This window comes from Streptomyces chrestomyceticus JCM 4735 (assembly GCF_003865135.1).
GTDB lineage: Bacteria > Actinomycetota > Actinomycetes > Streptomycetales > Streptomycetaceae > Streptomyces > Streptomyces chrestomyceticus.
Map to the genome: position 1 here is coordinate 612,974 of NZ_BHZC01000001.1, position 14,672 is coordinate 627,645.

13 protein-coding genes are annotated in these 14,672 nt (G+C 70.8%); 8 read left to right on the plus strand and 5 right to left on the minus strand.

The window, feature by feature from the left end; genetic code table 11:
• Positions 1-172 precede the first annotated feature (172 nt).
• Positions 173-1,210 (plus strand): tetratricopeptide repeat protein, encoded by a 1,038-nt coding sequence (locus tag EJG53_RS02600; RefSeq protein WP_125043392.1) that lies wholly within the window; start codon positions 173-175, stop codon positions 1,208-1,210.
• Between the two features lie 60 nt (positions 1,211-1,270).
• On the opposite strand, the gene EJG53_RS02605 is transcribed toward EJG53_RS02600, so the two are convergent.
• Positions 1,271-1,711, minus strand: a complete 441-nt coding sequence (locus EJG53_RS02605; RefSeq protein WP_244954941.1) for an O-methyltransferase — start codon at positions 1,709-1,711, stop codon at positions 1,271-1,273.
• 208 nt (positions 1,712-1,919) lie between these two features.
• On the opposite strand from EJG53_RS02605, the gene EJG53_RS02610 reads away from it, so the two are divergent.
• Complete coding sequence (locus EJG53_RS02610) at positions 1,920-4,142, plus strand: XRE family transcriptional regulator (protein WP_125043393.1); 2,223 nt, start codon at positions 1,920-1,922, stop codon at positions 4,140-4,142.
• 30 nt (positions 4,143-4,172) lie between these two features.
• On the opposite strand, the gene EJG53_RS02615 is transcribed toward EJG53_RS02610, so the two are convergent.
• The 3 genes from EJG53_RS02615 to EJG53_RS02625 all read right to left on the minus strand — a co-directional run bounded on the left by EJG53_RS02615 (position 4,173) and on the right by EJG53_RS02625 (position 6,767).
• Positions 4,173-4,892, minus strand: a complete 720-nt coding sequence (locus EJG53_RS02615) for an SDR family NAD(P)-dependent oxidoreductase (RefSeq protein ID WP_125043394.1) — start codon at positions 4,890-4,892, stop codon at positions 4,173-4,175.
• A gap of 278 nt (positions 4,893-5,170) precedes the next feature.
• Positions 5,171-5,431, minus strand: a complete 261-nt coding sequence (locus EJG53_RS43780; protein WP_167515025.1) for a GMC oxidoreductase — start codon at positions 5,429-5,431, stop codon at positions 5,171-5,173.
• Positions 5,432-5,912: 481 nt separating this feature from the next.
• Positions 5,913-6,767 carry a helix-turn-helix domain-containing protein gene (locus tag EJG53_RS02625; RefSeq protein WP_125043395.1) on the minus strand — a complete coding sequence of 285 codons (855 nt, stop codon included), beginning with the start codon at positions 6,765-6,767 and terminating at the stop codon, positions 5,913-5,915.
• Positions 6,768-6,841: 74 nt separating this feature from the next.
• On the opposite strand from EJG53_RS02625, the gene EJG53_RS02630 reads away from it, so the two are divergent.
• The 6 genes from EJG53_RS02630 (at position 6,842) to EJG53_RS02655 (ending at position 12,688) form a co-directional block, all read left to right on the plus strand.
• Positions 6,842-7,279, plus strand: a complete 438-nt coding sequence (locus EJG53_RS02630; protein WP_125043396.1) for a nuclear transport factor 2 family protein — start codon at positions 6,842-6,844, stop codon at positions 7,277-7,279.
• Between the two features lie 624 nt (positions 7,280-7,903).
• Positions 7,904-8,011 carry a keywimysin-related RiPP gene (locus tag EJG53_RS02635; RefSeq protein ID WP_125043397.1) on the plus strand — a complete coding sequence of 36 codons (108 nt, stop codon included), beginning with the start codon at positions 7,904-7,906 and terminating at the stop codon, positions 8,009-8,011.
• A gap of 149 nt (positions 8,012-8,160) precedes the next feature.
• Complete coding sequence (locus EJG53_RS02640; RefSeq protein ID WP_125043398.1) at positions 8,161-10,020, plus strand: lasso peptide isopeptide bond-forming cyclase; 1,860 nt, start codon at positions 8,161-8,163, stop codon at positions 10,018-10,020.
• Between the two features lie 22 nt (positions 10,021-10,042).
• Positions 10,043-10,300 carry a lasso peptide biosynthesis PqqD family chaperone gene (locus EJG53_RS02645; protein ID WP_125043399.1) on the plus strand — a complete coding sequence of 86 codons (258 nt, stop codon included), beginning with the start codon at positions 10,043-10,045 and terminating at the stop codon, positions 10,298-10,300.
• A gap of 41 nt (positions 10,301-10,341) precedes the next feature.
• Positions 10,342-10,758 carry a lasso peptide biosynthesis B2 protein gene (locus tag EJG53_RS02650; protein ID WP_125043400.1) on the plus strand — a complete coding sequence of 139 codons (417 nt, stop codon included), beginning with the start codon at positions 10,342-10,344 and terminating at the stop codon, positions 10,756-10,758.
• A 4-nt stretch (positions 10,759-10,762) separates the two neighbouring features.
• Entirely contained in the window at positions 10,763-12,688 is a 1,926-nt protein-coding gene (locus EJG53_RS02655) for an ABC transporter ATP-binding protein (protein WP_174856359.1), read from the plus strand.
• Positions 12,689-13,075: 387 nt separating this feature from the next.
• Here EJG53_RS02655 and EJG53_RS02660 read toward each other — a convergent pair whose 3' ends face one another.
• Complete coding sequence (locus EJG53_RS02660; RefSeq protein ID WP_125042755.1) at positions 13,076-14,167, minus strand: IS630 family transposase; 1,092 nt, start codon at positions 14,165-14,167, stop codon at positions 13,076-13,078.
• Positions 14,168-14,672: the final 505 nt, after the last annotated feature.

The following is a 14,672-nucleotide window of genomic DNA, read 5'->3' on the forward strand; positions in this document are numbered from 1 at the left end:
CGGTGGAACGGTCGTGCTCTGCGTCAGCCCCGTACCTCTCGCCGCTGTGCTCCCCCTCTCCATCGGCATCTCGGCCGCAAACACCCACGACAGCCAGCACCTGGCGCAGAGAGATGGCGACAGTGGACAATTCGTGACTGTGAGGTTCTCCACGCGGACGGAGCGAAACTCGATGTCGGACCTCATCACGCCTGCGGAGTACGAGCAATACGCCTCAGCCTGGGTGACGGTCAGTCGGGCACTGGATCGGGCGCAGGGACTACTGGATCACAAATTCCGTGGTGCGCTGTCGCTGTTGAACACCGCCGTCAACCTGGCCGAGCGCGATCTGGCGCCCGTTGACCACTTGTTCAACGATGTACGGGGTGCCTACGTACTAGCGCTGTTCAAGCTCAAGAAGTTCCGACAGTTCCGGCACCTGGCCGGATCCGCCATCCGTGCCACCAGCCGCACCCATGGACCCGATGGTCCCGAAGTGTGGCGGCTCCGCGCCCGGCAGCGCCAGTTGTCGCAAGTGGTCACACCACGCGCAGAGCGGTCGCTGGTGACTGCCTGCCGGCGCGCCGAGGACATCGAGCGGCACAGAGGCATCCATGACAAGGCCACCATCAACGCCTGGGTGAAGGTCGCCGCCGCGTATCGCAAGGCCGATCGCTATGACGAGATGCTGCGGCTCTACGAAGAGAAGATCGAGGTGGCCCGCCGCATGCTGGGAGCCGATCACCCGGAGGTCGCCCTCCTACCCGGCACCGCTGCCGAGGACGCGTGGGATCTGGGCTACGTTCAACCAGCGGCCCGTTTCCACACGGTGTACTACGCCGCCGCGAAATCCCATGCCGACAGCGAGGGCGCGCTGCTGGGCGCCTATGGCGCGGCCTCGCTACGCCACGGCATGGGAGCTTTCCATCTGGCGGCCTTCGATCCGTACGAGGCCGAACCAGTTCTACGGGAGGGCCTGCACATCCTGGACAGCGACGGCATCGGCACCCGGACGGCCGAAAGGGCCAAAGCCGGCCTGCGGCCCCAGTTGGAGTACGGACTGGGAGTCGCGCTGTGTCAGCGAGGAGACGCACCCAGCGCAAGCAAACAGTTCTACCGCGCCTATGAGGACGCCCTGCTGGGCACCGGCCCCGAAAGGTACATACACTTGTACTTCACCTGCGCGGTCTTCGCGGGAAAACGGTGGAGAGACTACCTGGGACGGACGTAAGACGTCGTTACATTTGGCGACGCGGCTGCTCTCAGCCGGCGGGTAGCCGGGTGCCGACAATCACGCTGAGGTCTGCTGCGAGGCGTGGCTCTGTGTCTCGAAGTTCGGGGTCTTCGGGCCAGTGCGGTCGAGCCTGGTCGGGGGGCCGTTCAAGCGAGGGGGCCACGTGGTGGCCGGGGTGAAGCCGTCGATCACTACTGTGCCACCGGCGGCGAGCAGGCGAGCGGGATCCGCGGCGCCATCACCTTTGGCCTGGCCTCCGCCGTCGAGCACGAGTACGTCATGGGGGCCGTGCTCTTCGACGCGCTGCCAGTCGCCGTGGAAGATCGCCACGTCGGGGCAGCCCCGGAAGACCTCCGCGGCGATGCGGGCTCGGTCCGGGTTCCGTTCGACACTGGTCAGTCGGGTTCCTGAGTCCGCGCCGGAGGCCAGCCAGGCCAGCCCGACACCGCAGACTGTTCCGGTCTCGGCGATGCTGTGGAGCGCCCCTGCGGCCAGCACCTGGAGCAGACGTCACTGTTCGGGCTGTGGAGAAGGCGAAGCGGAGCCAGGCGGCCGGGTGGGGCGGGCCCCGCGTTCGTACGGCCGCAAGCCAACCCGACGCTCACCAGACGCAACAGGAAATTCCACCCGCAAAAGTAGGTTGCGGCATACTTTTGCGGGTGGGGTTGCGCATCCGGTGGGCCCTGGCGTCGTGGGGGCTTTGAGGATGGGTACGGGAACACCGGCTGACGGCGACTTCGGCGCGCTCCTGCACGGCCTGCGCAGGGGCGCCGGGCTCACGCAGGAGGAGCTGGCGCAGGCAGCGGGGATCAGTGTGCGGGCTCTGTCCTACATGGAGCGCGGCCGCTCGCGCGGGCCGCAGCGCCGGACCGTGCAGGCCCTGGCCACAGCCCTGCGCCTGAGCCCGCAGGACGCGAGGGAACTGGAGCGTCTGGCGAGCCTGGGACGGCCCCGCCGGCCCGGTGCGGCGCAGGTACTGCCGCCTGCCGCTGTATCCGAGGCCGTTGCGCCTGCGGGCGCTCCCGATCTGCTGCCGCGGGCGCCGCGCGGCTTTCACGGGCGGGCGGCGGAGCTGGCCGCTGTGTCCCGGGCCGCCGCGGGTGAGGCGCCCGTCTGTCTGGTCATCGGGCCCGCTGGGGTGGGCAAGACGGCGCTCGTGCTCCACTGGGCCCACCAGAACCGTGCCGCATTCCCCGACGGGCGGCTCCACGCGGACCTGCGCGGCTTCGGCGACACCGGCGAGCCCTCCGCCATGGAGGTGCTGCGCGAGTTCCTGCCGGCGCTCGGTGTGTCGCACGACCGGATACCGGAGTCGGTGAACGGCGCGGCCGCACTGTTCCGGTCGCTGGCCGCCGACCGCCAACTCCTCGTGATGCTCGACAACGCGCGCGACTCCGAGCAGGTCAGGCCGCTGCTGCCCGGCGGGCGCCGCTGCGTCACCGTCGTCACCAGCAGACACCGGCTGCCGGGACTGATCGTCACCGACACCGCCCGGCCCGTCGCCGTGGACGTGCTCGGACCAGAGGACGCCACGATGCTCCTGGCCGGGGTCCTGGGCGCCGAACGGGTCGGCGCGGAACCGGCGGCCGCACGACGGCTGGCCGAGCTGTGCGGTGGGCTGCCCCTGGCACTGCGGGTGGCGGCCGCCCGGCTGGCGCAACGGCCCGCCTGGCCGCTGGGCGCGATGGCCGCCGAGCTGTCCGACGAGACACGCCGGCTGAGCCTGCTGGACGTGGAGGACACCGGCGTGCGAGCGGCGCTGCGCCTGACGCTGCAACAGCTCCCCGAAGACGTCACCCGCTTCTTCGCCCACCTGGGCTGCCACCCCGGCACACACGTCGACCGGTACGCCGCGGCGGCCCTGGCCGACACGGGCCTGGCAGCCGCCGAGACCTGTCTGGAGCGGCTGGCCGTCGCGCACCTGGTCACGGAGACGGCGCCCGGCCGCTGGACGATGCACGATCTCGTACGGCTCTACGCACGCAGCCTGGACGCCGGACCCGATGCGCTCAAGCGCGTGCTCGACCACTACATTGCCACGGGCCTGGCGGCGGTGGCCGCGGCCGAGCCCGGCAACGAGGAGTGCTTCCCGCTGCCCAAGGACTTCCTGCCGCCCGCCTCGGTGCGGGAGTTCAGCGACCGGTCCGCCGCCGTGGCCTGGTACGCGGCCGAGCGGGACGACCTCACCCTGGCGGTGGCCGCGTCGCACGCCGCCGCACTGCACGGCAGGACCTGGCGGATCGTCCTGACGCTCTGGCCGCTGATCGTGTGGCGCGTGCGCGACGGCTGGGCCCCGCTCCTGGAGACCGCACTCGCAGCGGCCCGCGCCGACGCCGACCAGCACGGCCAGTCACGGGTGCTCAACGTGCTCGGCTGGATCCTGATCGAGGAAGGGCGCGTCCCGGAGGCGCTCACCCACCTGGAGGCCGCCCGCGCACTCGCGTCCCGGGCCGGTGACGCGGTGGCCGAGGCGAACGCCCTGGTGGTTGTGGGCATGGCCCAAGCGGCGCTCGGCAGCCTGGACGATGCCGCGCAAGGCTGTGAGCGGGCGGTGGAGCTGGCGCGCCAGGCCGGCGACCGCACGATCGAGAAACTGGCCCTGCAGCACCTCGCCCGCCATCAGGCCGACGCCGGCAACTGGCGCCAGGCCCTCGACACCGCGACCCAGGCCCTGGCCCTCCACGACCGGCCGGGCACGACCGACATCCCCCGGACCCTGCTGCTCATGGTCAAAGGAGAGGCGCTGCTGGGGCTCGGGGACGAAACCGAGGGCATCAGGCAACTCGACCTGGCGGCCCGGGAAGCGGAGTCCTCCGGCTACGACGACGGCGCGGTACGGGCGCTCGGCGCACTGCTGCGCGTATCGGCCGACGCCGGACACCAAGCACGCTACGACGCGGCCCTCGCGCGGCTGTCCACCCGGACGTGAACCGTCGACTCGCCGCTGCCGGCCCTCGCATCAAGCACGATGACCGGCGCTCTGGCCGCCATCGACATGGAGAATCTCGCCCGTGACGAACGGCGCGTTCTCCAGGTAGATCACCGCGTCGACGATGTCGGCCGGCTCGCCCATCCGGCCGACCGGGAGCAGACCGCCGAGGGCCGCATGATCCTCCTCGGAGTGCATGGGCGTCCTGACGACGCCCGGCGAGACGGCGTTGACGCGGATGCCCCGCGTGGCGTACTCGATGGCCAGGGACTTGGTGGCGGATTGCAGGCCGCCTTTGGTCAGCGAGGTCAGTACCGATGGCACACGCGCGTCGGCGTTGTCGACCAGACTGGAGGTGATGGTGACGATGTGGCCGCCGCCCACCGCAAGCATGTGCGGGACAGCCAGTCGGGTGACGTGGAAGAAACCGGCCACGTTCACACCGACCACCGAGTCGAACTCCGCCCGGGTGTAGTCGGTGAAGGGCTTGGCGAGGAAGAGCCCCGCGTTGTTGACCAGAGTGTCGATACGGCCGAACCGCCGCACTCCCGCGTCGAGGACGCGTTCGGCGGTAGCGGGGTCCGCGATGTCACCTCGAACGGTGTGGACATCCGGCTCTTCCGCCGCCGGGATCGTGCGTGACGTAGCCACGACGGCGTAACCGAGCCTGCGGTAGGCGTTCACCAGACGGGCGCCGATGCCCTGAGAGGCACCGGTGATGACAGCGACTTTCGGGCGCTGAGAGTTCATGACGGCCTCCTCGGAAATGAGGCGGATTTCGCTGGAACCAGCCTGACGGTCAGCTCATGCCCTGCCCACGTCCTCGTACCGGGGCGGTGCGCGTTCCGCCTGCTCCATCGTCTCCCGGACGGTCGCGGTCACGGGCTCGATGCCGTGGACGGCCCCCCAGACACAGGGCCGCGGCGACCTGACGCCCGTAGGTGAACGTACCGCCCGCGAAAGCCATCCCGGCGCAGATGAACGGTACGGGACGGCGGACCTCTCGGTGAGACCGGTGGAGAGCACCCTCATGTCGGCTTCCTCCCTGAACTCTGCCGCTGGCGGTGAGTGCGCAGCAGGATCCCGTGGACGCGAAGGCCGGGACCGACGACCGGGAGCGGGGCCTCGCCCGTCCGGCAGGTTCCCACCGGGTGGCAGTAGGAGGCCAGTGTCCGGCACAGATACGCGCGTACCGCCTCGTCGTTCGCCTTGCCCGGCCCGGGGAACGCCTCAAAGCCGCGCCAGGGGGCGAGGGCCGGGGCCGTACCGATCTCCCGGAGGAGCCGCACACCAGGTCGGGCCCCGGCCGGCTCCGCACAGGCGCAGAAGCTGCGCGGAACCGATGGCAGCGGCGGTCAGCACGACCTCGCCCGAGCAGCCCGCGGTCACCGTCTCGGCGCCGACGCGGTACTCCACGCCGCGGCAGCGTCCGTCGGCGATACCCTCATGGCACGCCCACCTCGCTGCACCCGGTGGCTGCCGAGATTCTGTCGGTTTTCAAGGGCTGGACCACACCGGACGAAGCCGCGACGAAGCGGCCAAGCCACTCGCCCACCTCGCGCCCGAGACCATCGCAGAGGCCGTATCCGCCCTCGCGGACGCCGGAGCGCTGCTGGTGGAGGACGGCCCCGCAGCCGCCCGGGACCAGGACATCGCCCGCCACGGGGCCGCGGGGTCACTCGACTTTCGCGGATTTCGCGTACTCGGGCGAGGGCGTGACGGGGCAGGCTCGATGGCAGCGGCCTTCGAATCCCTCCACGGGGCGAGGTATCAGTCCACGTCGCTGACGCCGTGCTGTGCCCACGCGAGGTCGTCCGCAGCCAGCCACGGCTTCCCGGCCACGGTTGACGGCGTCACCCCGGTGAACGCCATGACGTCCCGGTGCAGATGGGACTGGTCGACGTAACCTCCCTCCGCCGCGACCCGGGCCGGGCTCTCCCCCACGGCCAGGCGATGGACGGCATGGTCGAAGCGGACCAGCCGCGCGGCGCGCTTGGGAGGAAGGCCGATCTGCGACCCGAACCGGGACCACAGGCGCTTGCGGCTCCACCCGACCTCGGCCGCCAACTCCTCGACCCGGATCCGGCCGTGGCTGACGGCGATCCGGTCCCAGGCCCGGGCCACCTCCGGGTCCACCGACGGTCCCGTCTTGCTCCGGCGGGCGAGCGACGCCTCCGCCAGCGCGAAACGTTCCTGCCACGACGTGGCACCGCCGAGCTGCTCCCGGAGCCGTGCCGCGTCCCGCCCCCACACGTCATCGAGGGCGACCACGGCACCCTCCAGCTCCGCTGGGCAGACGCCCAGGACGGCGCGTGCGACCACCGGGGACAGGCGCACCTCCAAGCACATGACCTTCTCGCCCCGCATCCCCGCTGCGCCGGTCACCAGCCCGGCAACGAAACTTCCCCCCTGGTGCCGGCCACCGGCATCGGCCACGACGAGCGAGCCCTCGCCGAACGCGACCACCAGCGTGACGGCGGGGTGCGGGAACAACGGCCCCTCGACCGGGCCCGCGCTGCGATCGCGGAACCCGGCGATGCGGACACCGGCTGTCCGGCCGGGCCCCGGCGGCCGCGCGACGTCCCACCCGGCCGCGGCCGCAGGCTGGTGTGCGGTGGATCGCATGAGCCCATGCTAGGGGGAAGCGACCGGAACATTCGTCCAAGACTTCGGTACCCGGTAGCGGCGACCGTGGGTTGATGAACCGCAGCCTGATCGAAGACGCTTTCCAGGCGCTCGCCAGCAGCGACCCCGGCCGGATCTCCGCGGTCTTCACCGAGGACGCCCAGTGGCTGTCGCCCCCGGGCAACGCCACGGTCGTCGCGCTCAAGTTGATCGACCACACGCTCGACGTGACCCACCACATGGTGGGCAGGAAGGCGATCGTGCGCTTCTGGGCCGAGGACTTCCCCCGCCTGTTCGTCGGTGACCTCGACGTCACCTTCCACACCTCCCACGCCGACGGTCAGCGAGGGATCGCGGAGGCGACCGTGACGGCGACGCTCGCCAACGGCAACCATTACGTCAACGACTACTGTTTCGTCTTCGCGTTCCGCAACGGGCTGATCCACCGCGTCCGCGAATACACGGACACCGCCCGCGGGCACCGCATGACCTTCGCCAGCGTTCCACCGTAGCGATGCCCGCCCCGGCAGCGGCCTGCCCGGCCTTCGACGAACAGGCCGGCTGAGGCGGCGAACCGCCCCTGCGAAGACCTCGCGCCCGGTGGGCCGCGGGACGCGCTTCGTCGTAAGACCGAGGTCGCACCGGCGTCCGGTACACCCTTCACGCCCACCACCCCGGCCACGTCACCGACCGCCTCCGCCGCGTCACAACCGCGGCCAGGTCTCCCCTAACACCCAGACCGGCCCGGCCCACCGACCAGGAAATCCGCGCCGTCCAGCACACTTCCGCCACAACCGGCACCGATGCCATCGGATGACCTACAAACCCGCAAAAGTCGAATCCTGACTCTCCGCAGAAATTCTGAGCAACGTGGTACCAGGAATTCGCGCCTTCAAACCGTTCCGCGCCCCCCTCGGGGAGCGCATGGGATCACATCGCGACATGACAACCGGAACACCCGCCCCCAGCGCACTACACACCGCCGTGGGCGAATCATTGTGATGATGCTCTAGTCGCTCCTACGGTTGCGTCGCGGCCACAACCGCTCGCGGGAGCGAAGGCGCAAATGTTTCCGCATTTTCGTCGGCCAGGCCCCCGTGATTCCCGTCATTCCCCAAGGGAAAAGGAGTGCGACCATGACGTACGAGCGTCCCACACTGACCAAGGCCGGCAGCTTCCGGAAGGTGACGGGCGTCAAGAACACCGGTCCCAAGGATGTTCTCGGCGGCAAGCAGCTCCTCTGACGCGACCGGTGCGGGCCGCTGAGCGCGCCCGCACCCTGCCCGGTCCGGGCCGGCCCCGTGCCGGCCCGGTCTGCGGTCGGCCGAGCCCGTCCGCCGGCGCGCCCCGCCCCTTCCTACGTCCGGAGCCCCACCGACCGAAGGCCGTAGCCGTGGAAGAGACCCTGTCCCTGTCGGCCCTGCCCAACTGGTTCGTCGTCCTGCCCGACACCGACGCGGCCACGGCGGTCGCCGCGAAGGCACTTGCCTACGCGTCGCACAGCCTGCGTCATGCGTCCGGCAGACCCTGGCTGGTGGGCCGGTGGGCGGCGGAGGCGGCCGTCGTCGGGGGGCACGGCGAGACCCGCGTCGCCGTGATCGGGGAACATTCCGTCACCCTCCGGGAAGCCCGGCGCGCCGCCGCCGCGGTGGCCACCGCGGCCTCGTTGACGGCGCTGGACCGGCACAGCACCACATGGGCCGGCAGCTTCCATCTCATGGCCAGCTCGGGCGGCCGGGTCCGGGTGCAGGGCGGCGTCGTCGACCTGCGGCGGGTGTTCCACGCCGCGGCCCCCTCCCCCGCGTCCGGCCGGGTGAGCATCGCCTCCGACCGGGCCGACGTGCTGGCCGAGTTGGTCGGTGCGGCGCTGGACGAACGACGGCTCGCCCTGGAGCTGCTCACCCTGGGCGTGCCCCACCCCTTGTCCGGATCACCGCAGTGGCGGGGAGTCCACGTCCAGCCCGGTGGTCACCACCTGACTCTCGGCATCGACGGACGGGCCCGGTCGGCCCGGTGGTGGACACCGCCCGCCCCCGAAGTCTCCCTGGCGGAGGGCGCCACACGCCTGCGCGAGGTGCTGACCGCCGCCGTCGAGGTGCGCGTGCGGGGACGCGACCTGGTGACGGCGGACCTGGGCGGGTTGGATTCGACCGCCGTGTGCTGCGCCGCGGCACGCGGGGACGCGCAGGTCGTCGCGTACACCGCGGCCCTCCACGACGAACTCGGTGACGACGTGCACTGGGCGCGGCGGACCGTCCAGGCCCTGGGGTCCGTCGAGCATCACGTCGTACCCGCCCAGGACACGGCCCTGACCTTCGACGGTATCGACACGCTCCGGGACATCCTAGATACGCCCAGCATGCTCACGGTCGACCGTAACCGCCGTATGCACCTCGTGGCCCTGGCCGCCGCCCGGGGCTCCGGCCTGCACCTGACCGGGCTGGGAGGCGACGAACTCCTGGCCGGTACTCCCGCCCGGCTGCACGACCTGATGACCGCCCACCCCCTCGTCGCCCTGCGGGACGTGCGCGGGTACGCCGCCAAGTACCAGTGGCCCCGGCGCAAGGTGCTGCGCCAACTCGCGGACCGCCGCTCCTACCGGTTCTGGCTCGCCCGGGTCGCCCGGGACCTGACCGAGCCTGCGGCCGCTTCGGACGAGCCGCTGCTCGACTGGTCCGTACCTCCCCGTATGCCGCCCTGGGCCACGCCCGAGGCCGTCGCGGCGGCGCGCGAGCTGCTGACTGACTGCCTGCCGGACGCCGAGCCACGGGGCAGCGGACATGGCGAACACCGGGAACTGGCCGCCATGGACGGGATTTCCCAGTGGACCCGGCACATCGGGCAGATGGCCGCGCCCCTCGGAATCACCGTGGCCGCCCCGTACTACGACGACCGCGTCATCGAAGCGTGCCTCGCGGTCCGTACACCGGACCGGATCACCCCGTGGCGCTACAAACCGCTGATCGTCGAGGCCACGCGCGGCATCGTGCCCGACTCCGTCCGCACCCGCGACACCAAGGCCAACGCCACGTTCGAGGAAGAGACCGGGCTGCGGCGCCACCGCGCCCGGCTGCTGGCGCTCTGCGAGGCATCCCGGCTGGGGCGGCTCGGCCTGGTCGACGTGGATGTCCTGCGGGAATGGTGCCGCCGCTCGCTGTCCGCGGAGACGGAGAGCTACCTGCTGCACCCGACCGTGGCCTGCGAAGTGTGGCTGCGCTCCCGCGAGATGGCACCGGCACCTCCCGGCCGCTGACCGAACAGGAAAGGTGAAGGCGATGTACGCGCTGAAGCCCGGCGTTCTGCTGACCGAAACCGAATACGGTTTGGCGCTGCTCGACCAGAAGAGCGCCGAGTACTGGACCCTCAACCCCACAGCGGCCGTCGTCCTCCAGACGCTGCTGGACGGCCACAGCGTCGACCGGGCGGTGCAGACGCTGACCGGGCGTTACGAGGACGTCGACACCGATCTGGCCACCCAGGACGTCACCCGCATCATCGACGACCTGCGCTCCGCGGGCCTCATCGCACCGTAAGCGCCGCACCGGGCGCGCCCGGCCCAGGGAAGAGGTACGCAATGTCGGCACCGGAAGCGGTCCCCTACCGCCCTCGCTCCATCCCCTTGCCCCGCCGCTTCACGGCCCGAGTGGCGGTGGGCTGCGCCCACGTACTGGCCACCCTGCCACCCGGCCGCATCCGCGCCGTCCTGGGCCTGCTGCGGCGCGGGGCGCGGCCCGCCACGCTCGCCGAGGCGGCACATGCCCGGCAGACGGTGCTCGCCGTGAGCCTGGCCGCGGGAGGCGGCAAAGGATGTCTGCCCCGATCCCTGGCCACGGTGCTGCTGTGCCGTGTGCACGGGCAGTGGCCCGTCTGGTGCGTGGGAGTCCGCGCGCGCCCTCCGTTCGCCGCGCACGCCTGGGTGGAGGCCGAGGGCGAACTCGTCGGTGAGAACGTACCGGCTTCCTACTTCCAGCGCTTCTTCGCCGTGGAGTGAGGCCGTGACCTCAGCACCCCCCGTCGAGACGCACCGCACCGCCGGACCGGCGCACCCACCGGAACGACCGGACGGCCTCTCCGGCCCCGGCCCCGCGTGGTCCGGCCTCCGGGCTCTCGTCGGCCACCTCCGACCGCAACGCGGCCGCATGCTCGCCGGTGTCGGGCTCGGCCTGCTCGGCAGCCTCCTGGGTCTGGCCCAGCCGATGGTGGCCAAACAGGTGATGGACACCATCGGCCAAGGGCGGCCGGCAGCCGGCCCCGTGGTGCTCCTCAGCACGCTGGTGACGGTCGGCGGACTTCTCGCGGGCCTCGGCCACTACGTGCTCGACTGCTCCGCCGAGTCCATCGTCTGCACCGCCCGCCGCCGACTGACCCACCTTCTTCCGCGCCTGCGCGTGCCGGTACTCGAAAACACCGAGCCGGGAGACCTGATCGCCCGTGTCACCTCGGACACCGCGTTGCTGCGGCGCGCCGCCCCCCAGGCCGTGTCGGCCGCGGTCACCGGCACTCTGATCACCGCGGCGACCGTGGTGATGATGGGGGTGCTGGACGCCGTCCTGCTCGCCGTCACCCTCATCGTGATCGCGTTCGTCGGCCTCGTCGTCCTGGTGGTGTCCCCGCACATCGGCCGGGCCACCCGGCACACCCAGGAAGCCGTCGGCCGCCTGGGTGCCGGGCTCGAACGGACCCTGGGTGCCCTGCGCACCGTAAAGGCGGCGGGCGCCGAGCATCGGGAGACCGCCGCACTGCACCATGCGGCCGAGTACGCCCGCCGCACGGGCGTGCGCGCCGCCGCGTGGGAGGCGGTCTCCGCCACCCTGTCGGCCATCGTCCTCCAGGTCTGTTTCCTGGTCGTCCTCGGAGTGGGCGGCGCACGCGTCGCCTCCGGCGCCATCGGCGTCTCCACGCTTGTCGCCTTCCTTCTCTACCTCTTCGCCCTCACGCCCCGGATCGGCCAACTGGTCGAAGGGGTAAGCCAGTTGCAGATCGGGGCGGCCGCCGCGGTACGCATTCGCGAAGCCGAGACGCTGGAGGCCGAGGAAGCGGGGGCTGCGGAAGCAGGGTCCGCGCAACCGGAGGGTACGGAACGACGCGGCGACGAGGCGGCCGCGGCTCCGCGGCGGCCCCCGGCCCCGCATGGACAGCGCGCATGCCCCGCCACCGTGGCCTTCGAGCACGTACGCTTCACGTACCGGCCGGGTCTCCCGCCGGCCCACCAGCACGTCTCCTTCGCCCTTCCCGCCGGAGGCATGACTGCGCTCGTCGGGCCGTCCGGCGCAGGCAAGACCACCGTTCTCGCCCTCATCGAGCGTTTCTACGAGCCGGACACCGGCCGCGTACTGCTGGACGGCAGGGACGTGCGCCAGTGGCCCCTCGGTGAACTCCGCGCCGCCATCGGCTACGTCGAACAGGACACACCCGTACTCGCCGGAACCCTGCGCGACAACCTGACGCTGGGCGCAGCCGACGTCACCGACGACCAGGTCGCCCGGGTGCTGCGCCTGGCCCGGCTCGACACCGTCACGGACCGCCTGCCGCACGGTCTGGACACCCAAGTCGGCCACCGCGGCAGCCGGCTCTCCGGCGGTGAACGGCAACGGGTGGCGATCGCCCGGGCCCTGCTCCGCCGGCCCCGGCTGCTCCTGCTGGACGAGGCCACCTCCCAACTCGACGCGTCCAACGAGGCAGCCCTGCGCGACACCGTCACAGACATCGCGCACCGCACCACCGTCCTGGTCGTAGCGCACCGCCTGTCCACCGTGACCACCGCCGACCGCATCCTGGTCATGGAAGCCGGTCGGGTACGGGCGCTGGGAACCCACTCCGAACTACTGGCACGTGACTCCCTGTACGCCGAATTGGCCAGCACCCAACTGATCGGCCCCGGGCGAGGACACGCCCCCTCGGCCCCGGGGCCGGAGTGCTGAACTCTTCCCGCAGACAGCGCTCCGCCGGTCGCACAGGCTGCGGCGGGCGGACGCCCCTGGGGGCCTTCGGCATGTCCGCGCGGCGTCTCGGCGATGGGGTCTTCGTGGCCGAGCGTTGTCGATGGGCTGACGGCGCAGTAGGCACAGCAGCCTTCGTGCAACGTCAGCGTCATCAACAAAACCCATATCGGCTGCTTTGAGCGCTTTCCTCACTGAATGCCTTCATCTGCCACTGCCATACGGCTCATCATCCCGCACCACAGAAGGCGGTGGCGCTGCTGCGGCATCGCCACACAATCGCCAGATGACGCCGAGCTTTGACGCCAACACGCTTTCCAACTGTTCGTATGCACATTCGGGCGGGTTCGCGGTCGTCCTGACTCGCGGCTAGTGACCTGAGTCAGAGATCCGGTGGCAGTAGGCGGCGACTTTGTCGAGGATCTCGTCGGCGGATTTGGTCCAGAGGAAGGGGCGTGGGTGCTCGTTCCAGTCGGCCAGCCAGGCCCGGATGTCGCGTTCGAGGGCCTGGACGGAGCGGTGGACGCCGCGCTTGAGCTTCTTCTGTGTCAGTTCGGCGAACCAGCGCTCGACCAGGTTGAGCCAGGACGCGCTGGTGGGGGTGAAGTGCAGGTGGAAGCGCGGGTGCGCCAGCAGCCACGTCTTGACCGCGGGCGTCTTGTGCGTCGCGTAGTTGTCGAGGATCAGATGCACGCCGAGGCCGGCCGGGACCTCCTTGTCCAGCCTGGCCAGGAACTTCTTGAACTCCACGGCCCGGTGCCGGCGGTGCAGCGAGCCGAAGACCTTCCCGCTCGCCACCTCCAGGGCGGCGAACAACGTCGTGGTGCCGGCCCGGACATAGTCGTGACTGCGCCGCTCGGGCACCCCGGGCATCATCGGCAGGACCGGCTGGGACCGGTCCAGCGCCTGGATCTGCGACTTCTCGTCCACACACAGCACCAGGGCCTTCTCCGGCGGATCGAGGTAGAGCCCCACTACATCGCGGACCTTGTCGATGAACAACGGATCGGTGGACAGCTTGAACGTCTGCGTGCGGTGCGGGGCCAGGGCGAACGCCCGCCAGATCCGCGAAACGGCCGACTGCGACATGCCCGTGGCCGCCGCCATCGACCTCGTCGACCAGTGGGTGGCGTTCTTCGGCCTCTCCTCCAGCGTCTTGACGATCACCCGCTCGACATCCGCGTCGGTGATTTTGCGCGGGACACCCGGCCGCGGCTCGTCGCACAAGCCGTCCAGCCCGCGCTCCAGAAAACGGCGCCGCCAGGTGCGGACCGTGTCCGGGGCGATCCGCAGCCGGCGCGACACTTCCAGGATCGAGCGCCCCTCGGCACACTCCAGCACGATCCGCGACCGCTGAGCCAGCGCCTGAGCCGTCGTACGCCGACGCACCCAGCCTTCCAGCACAGCCCGCTGGGCATCAGTGACCGACAACGGCGCAATCTTCGGACCCGGACGACTCATACCCAACCAACGACGAATCTCCGACTCAGGTCACTAGGTCGTTTCTGATGTCTCTTGTCGGGCGGGGTGGACAAGGTTTGGAGCCGGGCAGGCGTCGAGCATGGAGCGACGACATGAGCTGACCGACGCGCAGCGGCGGAAGATTGAGCCGTTACTGCCGGCCAACGGCCAGCCCGGTGGGCAGTGGGCCGATCGCCGGACGATGGTGAACCCGGAGGGACATTCCCGGTTCGGAGTGAGCATTACCGAAGAAACGGTAGCGACCCCGACTTCGGCTTCGTCATCCCGGCCCGCAACACCTCTGCTCTCCCCCGGCACATCTTGTTACCAGCGAGGAAACTTCCCATAGTCGTTGCGGATCAAGGAACGCCCGGCCCCCTCGGGTACCCAGCACCTTTCCCCTGCCCACCCGCCTCTGCCCGGCCGAATGGTGGACCCTGCCGATGCGGGTTGTGATCTGAGCCACTCGGGAATGTTCTTCCGCGCGGCTGACCAGGCTGTTAGC

Bases quoted from the DNA above. Each gene is read 5' to 3' on its own strand.
- EJG53_RS02600 (WP_125043392.1), top strand. From the start codon at position 173: ATGTCGGACCTCATCACGCCTGCGGAGTACGAGCAATACGCCTCAGCC.
- EJG53_RS02610 (WP_125043393.1), top strand. From the start codon at position 1,920: ATGGGTACGGGAACACCGGCTGACGGCGACTTCGGCGCGCTCCTGCAC.
- EJG53_RS02615 (WP_125043394.1), bottom strand. From the start codon at position 4,892: ATGAACTCTCAGCGCCCGAAAGTCGCTGTCATCACCGGTGCCTCTCAG.
- EJG53_RS02625 (WP_125043395.1), bottom strand. From the start codon at position 6,767: ATGCGATCCACCGCACACCAGCCTGCGGCCGCGGCCGGGTGGGACGTC.
- EJG53_RS02630 (WP_125043396.1), top strand. From the start codon at position 6,842: ATGAACCGCAGCCTGATCGAAGACGCTTTCCAGGCGCTCGCCAGCAGC.
- EJG53_RS02635 (WP_125043397.1), top strand. From the start codon at position 7,904: ATGACGTACGAGCGTCCCACACTGACCAAGGCCGGCAGCTTCCGGAAG.
- EJG53_RS02645 (WP_125043399.1), top strand. From the start codon at position 10,043: ATGTACGCGCTGAAGCCCGGCGTTCTGCTGACCGAAACCGAATACGGT.
- EJG53_RS02650 (WP_125043400.1), top strand. From the start codon at position 10,342: ATGTCGGCACCGGAAGCGGTCCCCTACCGCCCTCGCTCCATCCCCTTG.
- EJG53_RS02660 (WP_125042755.1), bottom strand. From the start codon at position 14,167: ATGAGTCGTCCGGGTCCGAAGATTGCGCCGTTGTCGGTCACTGATGCC.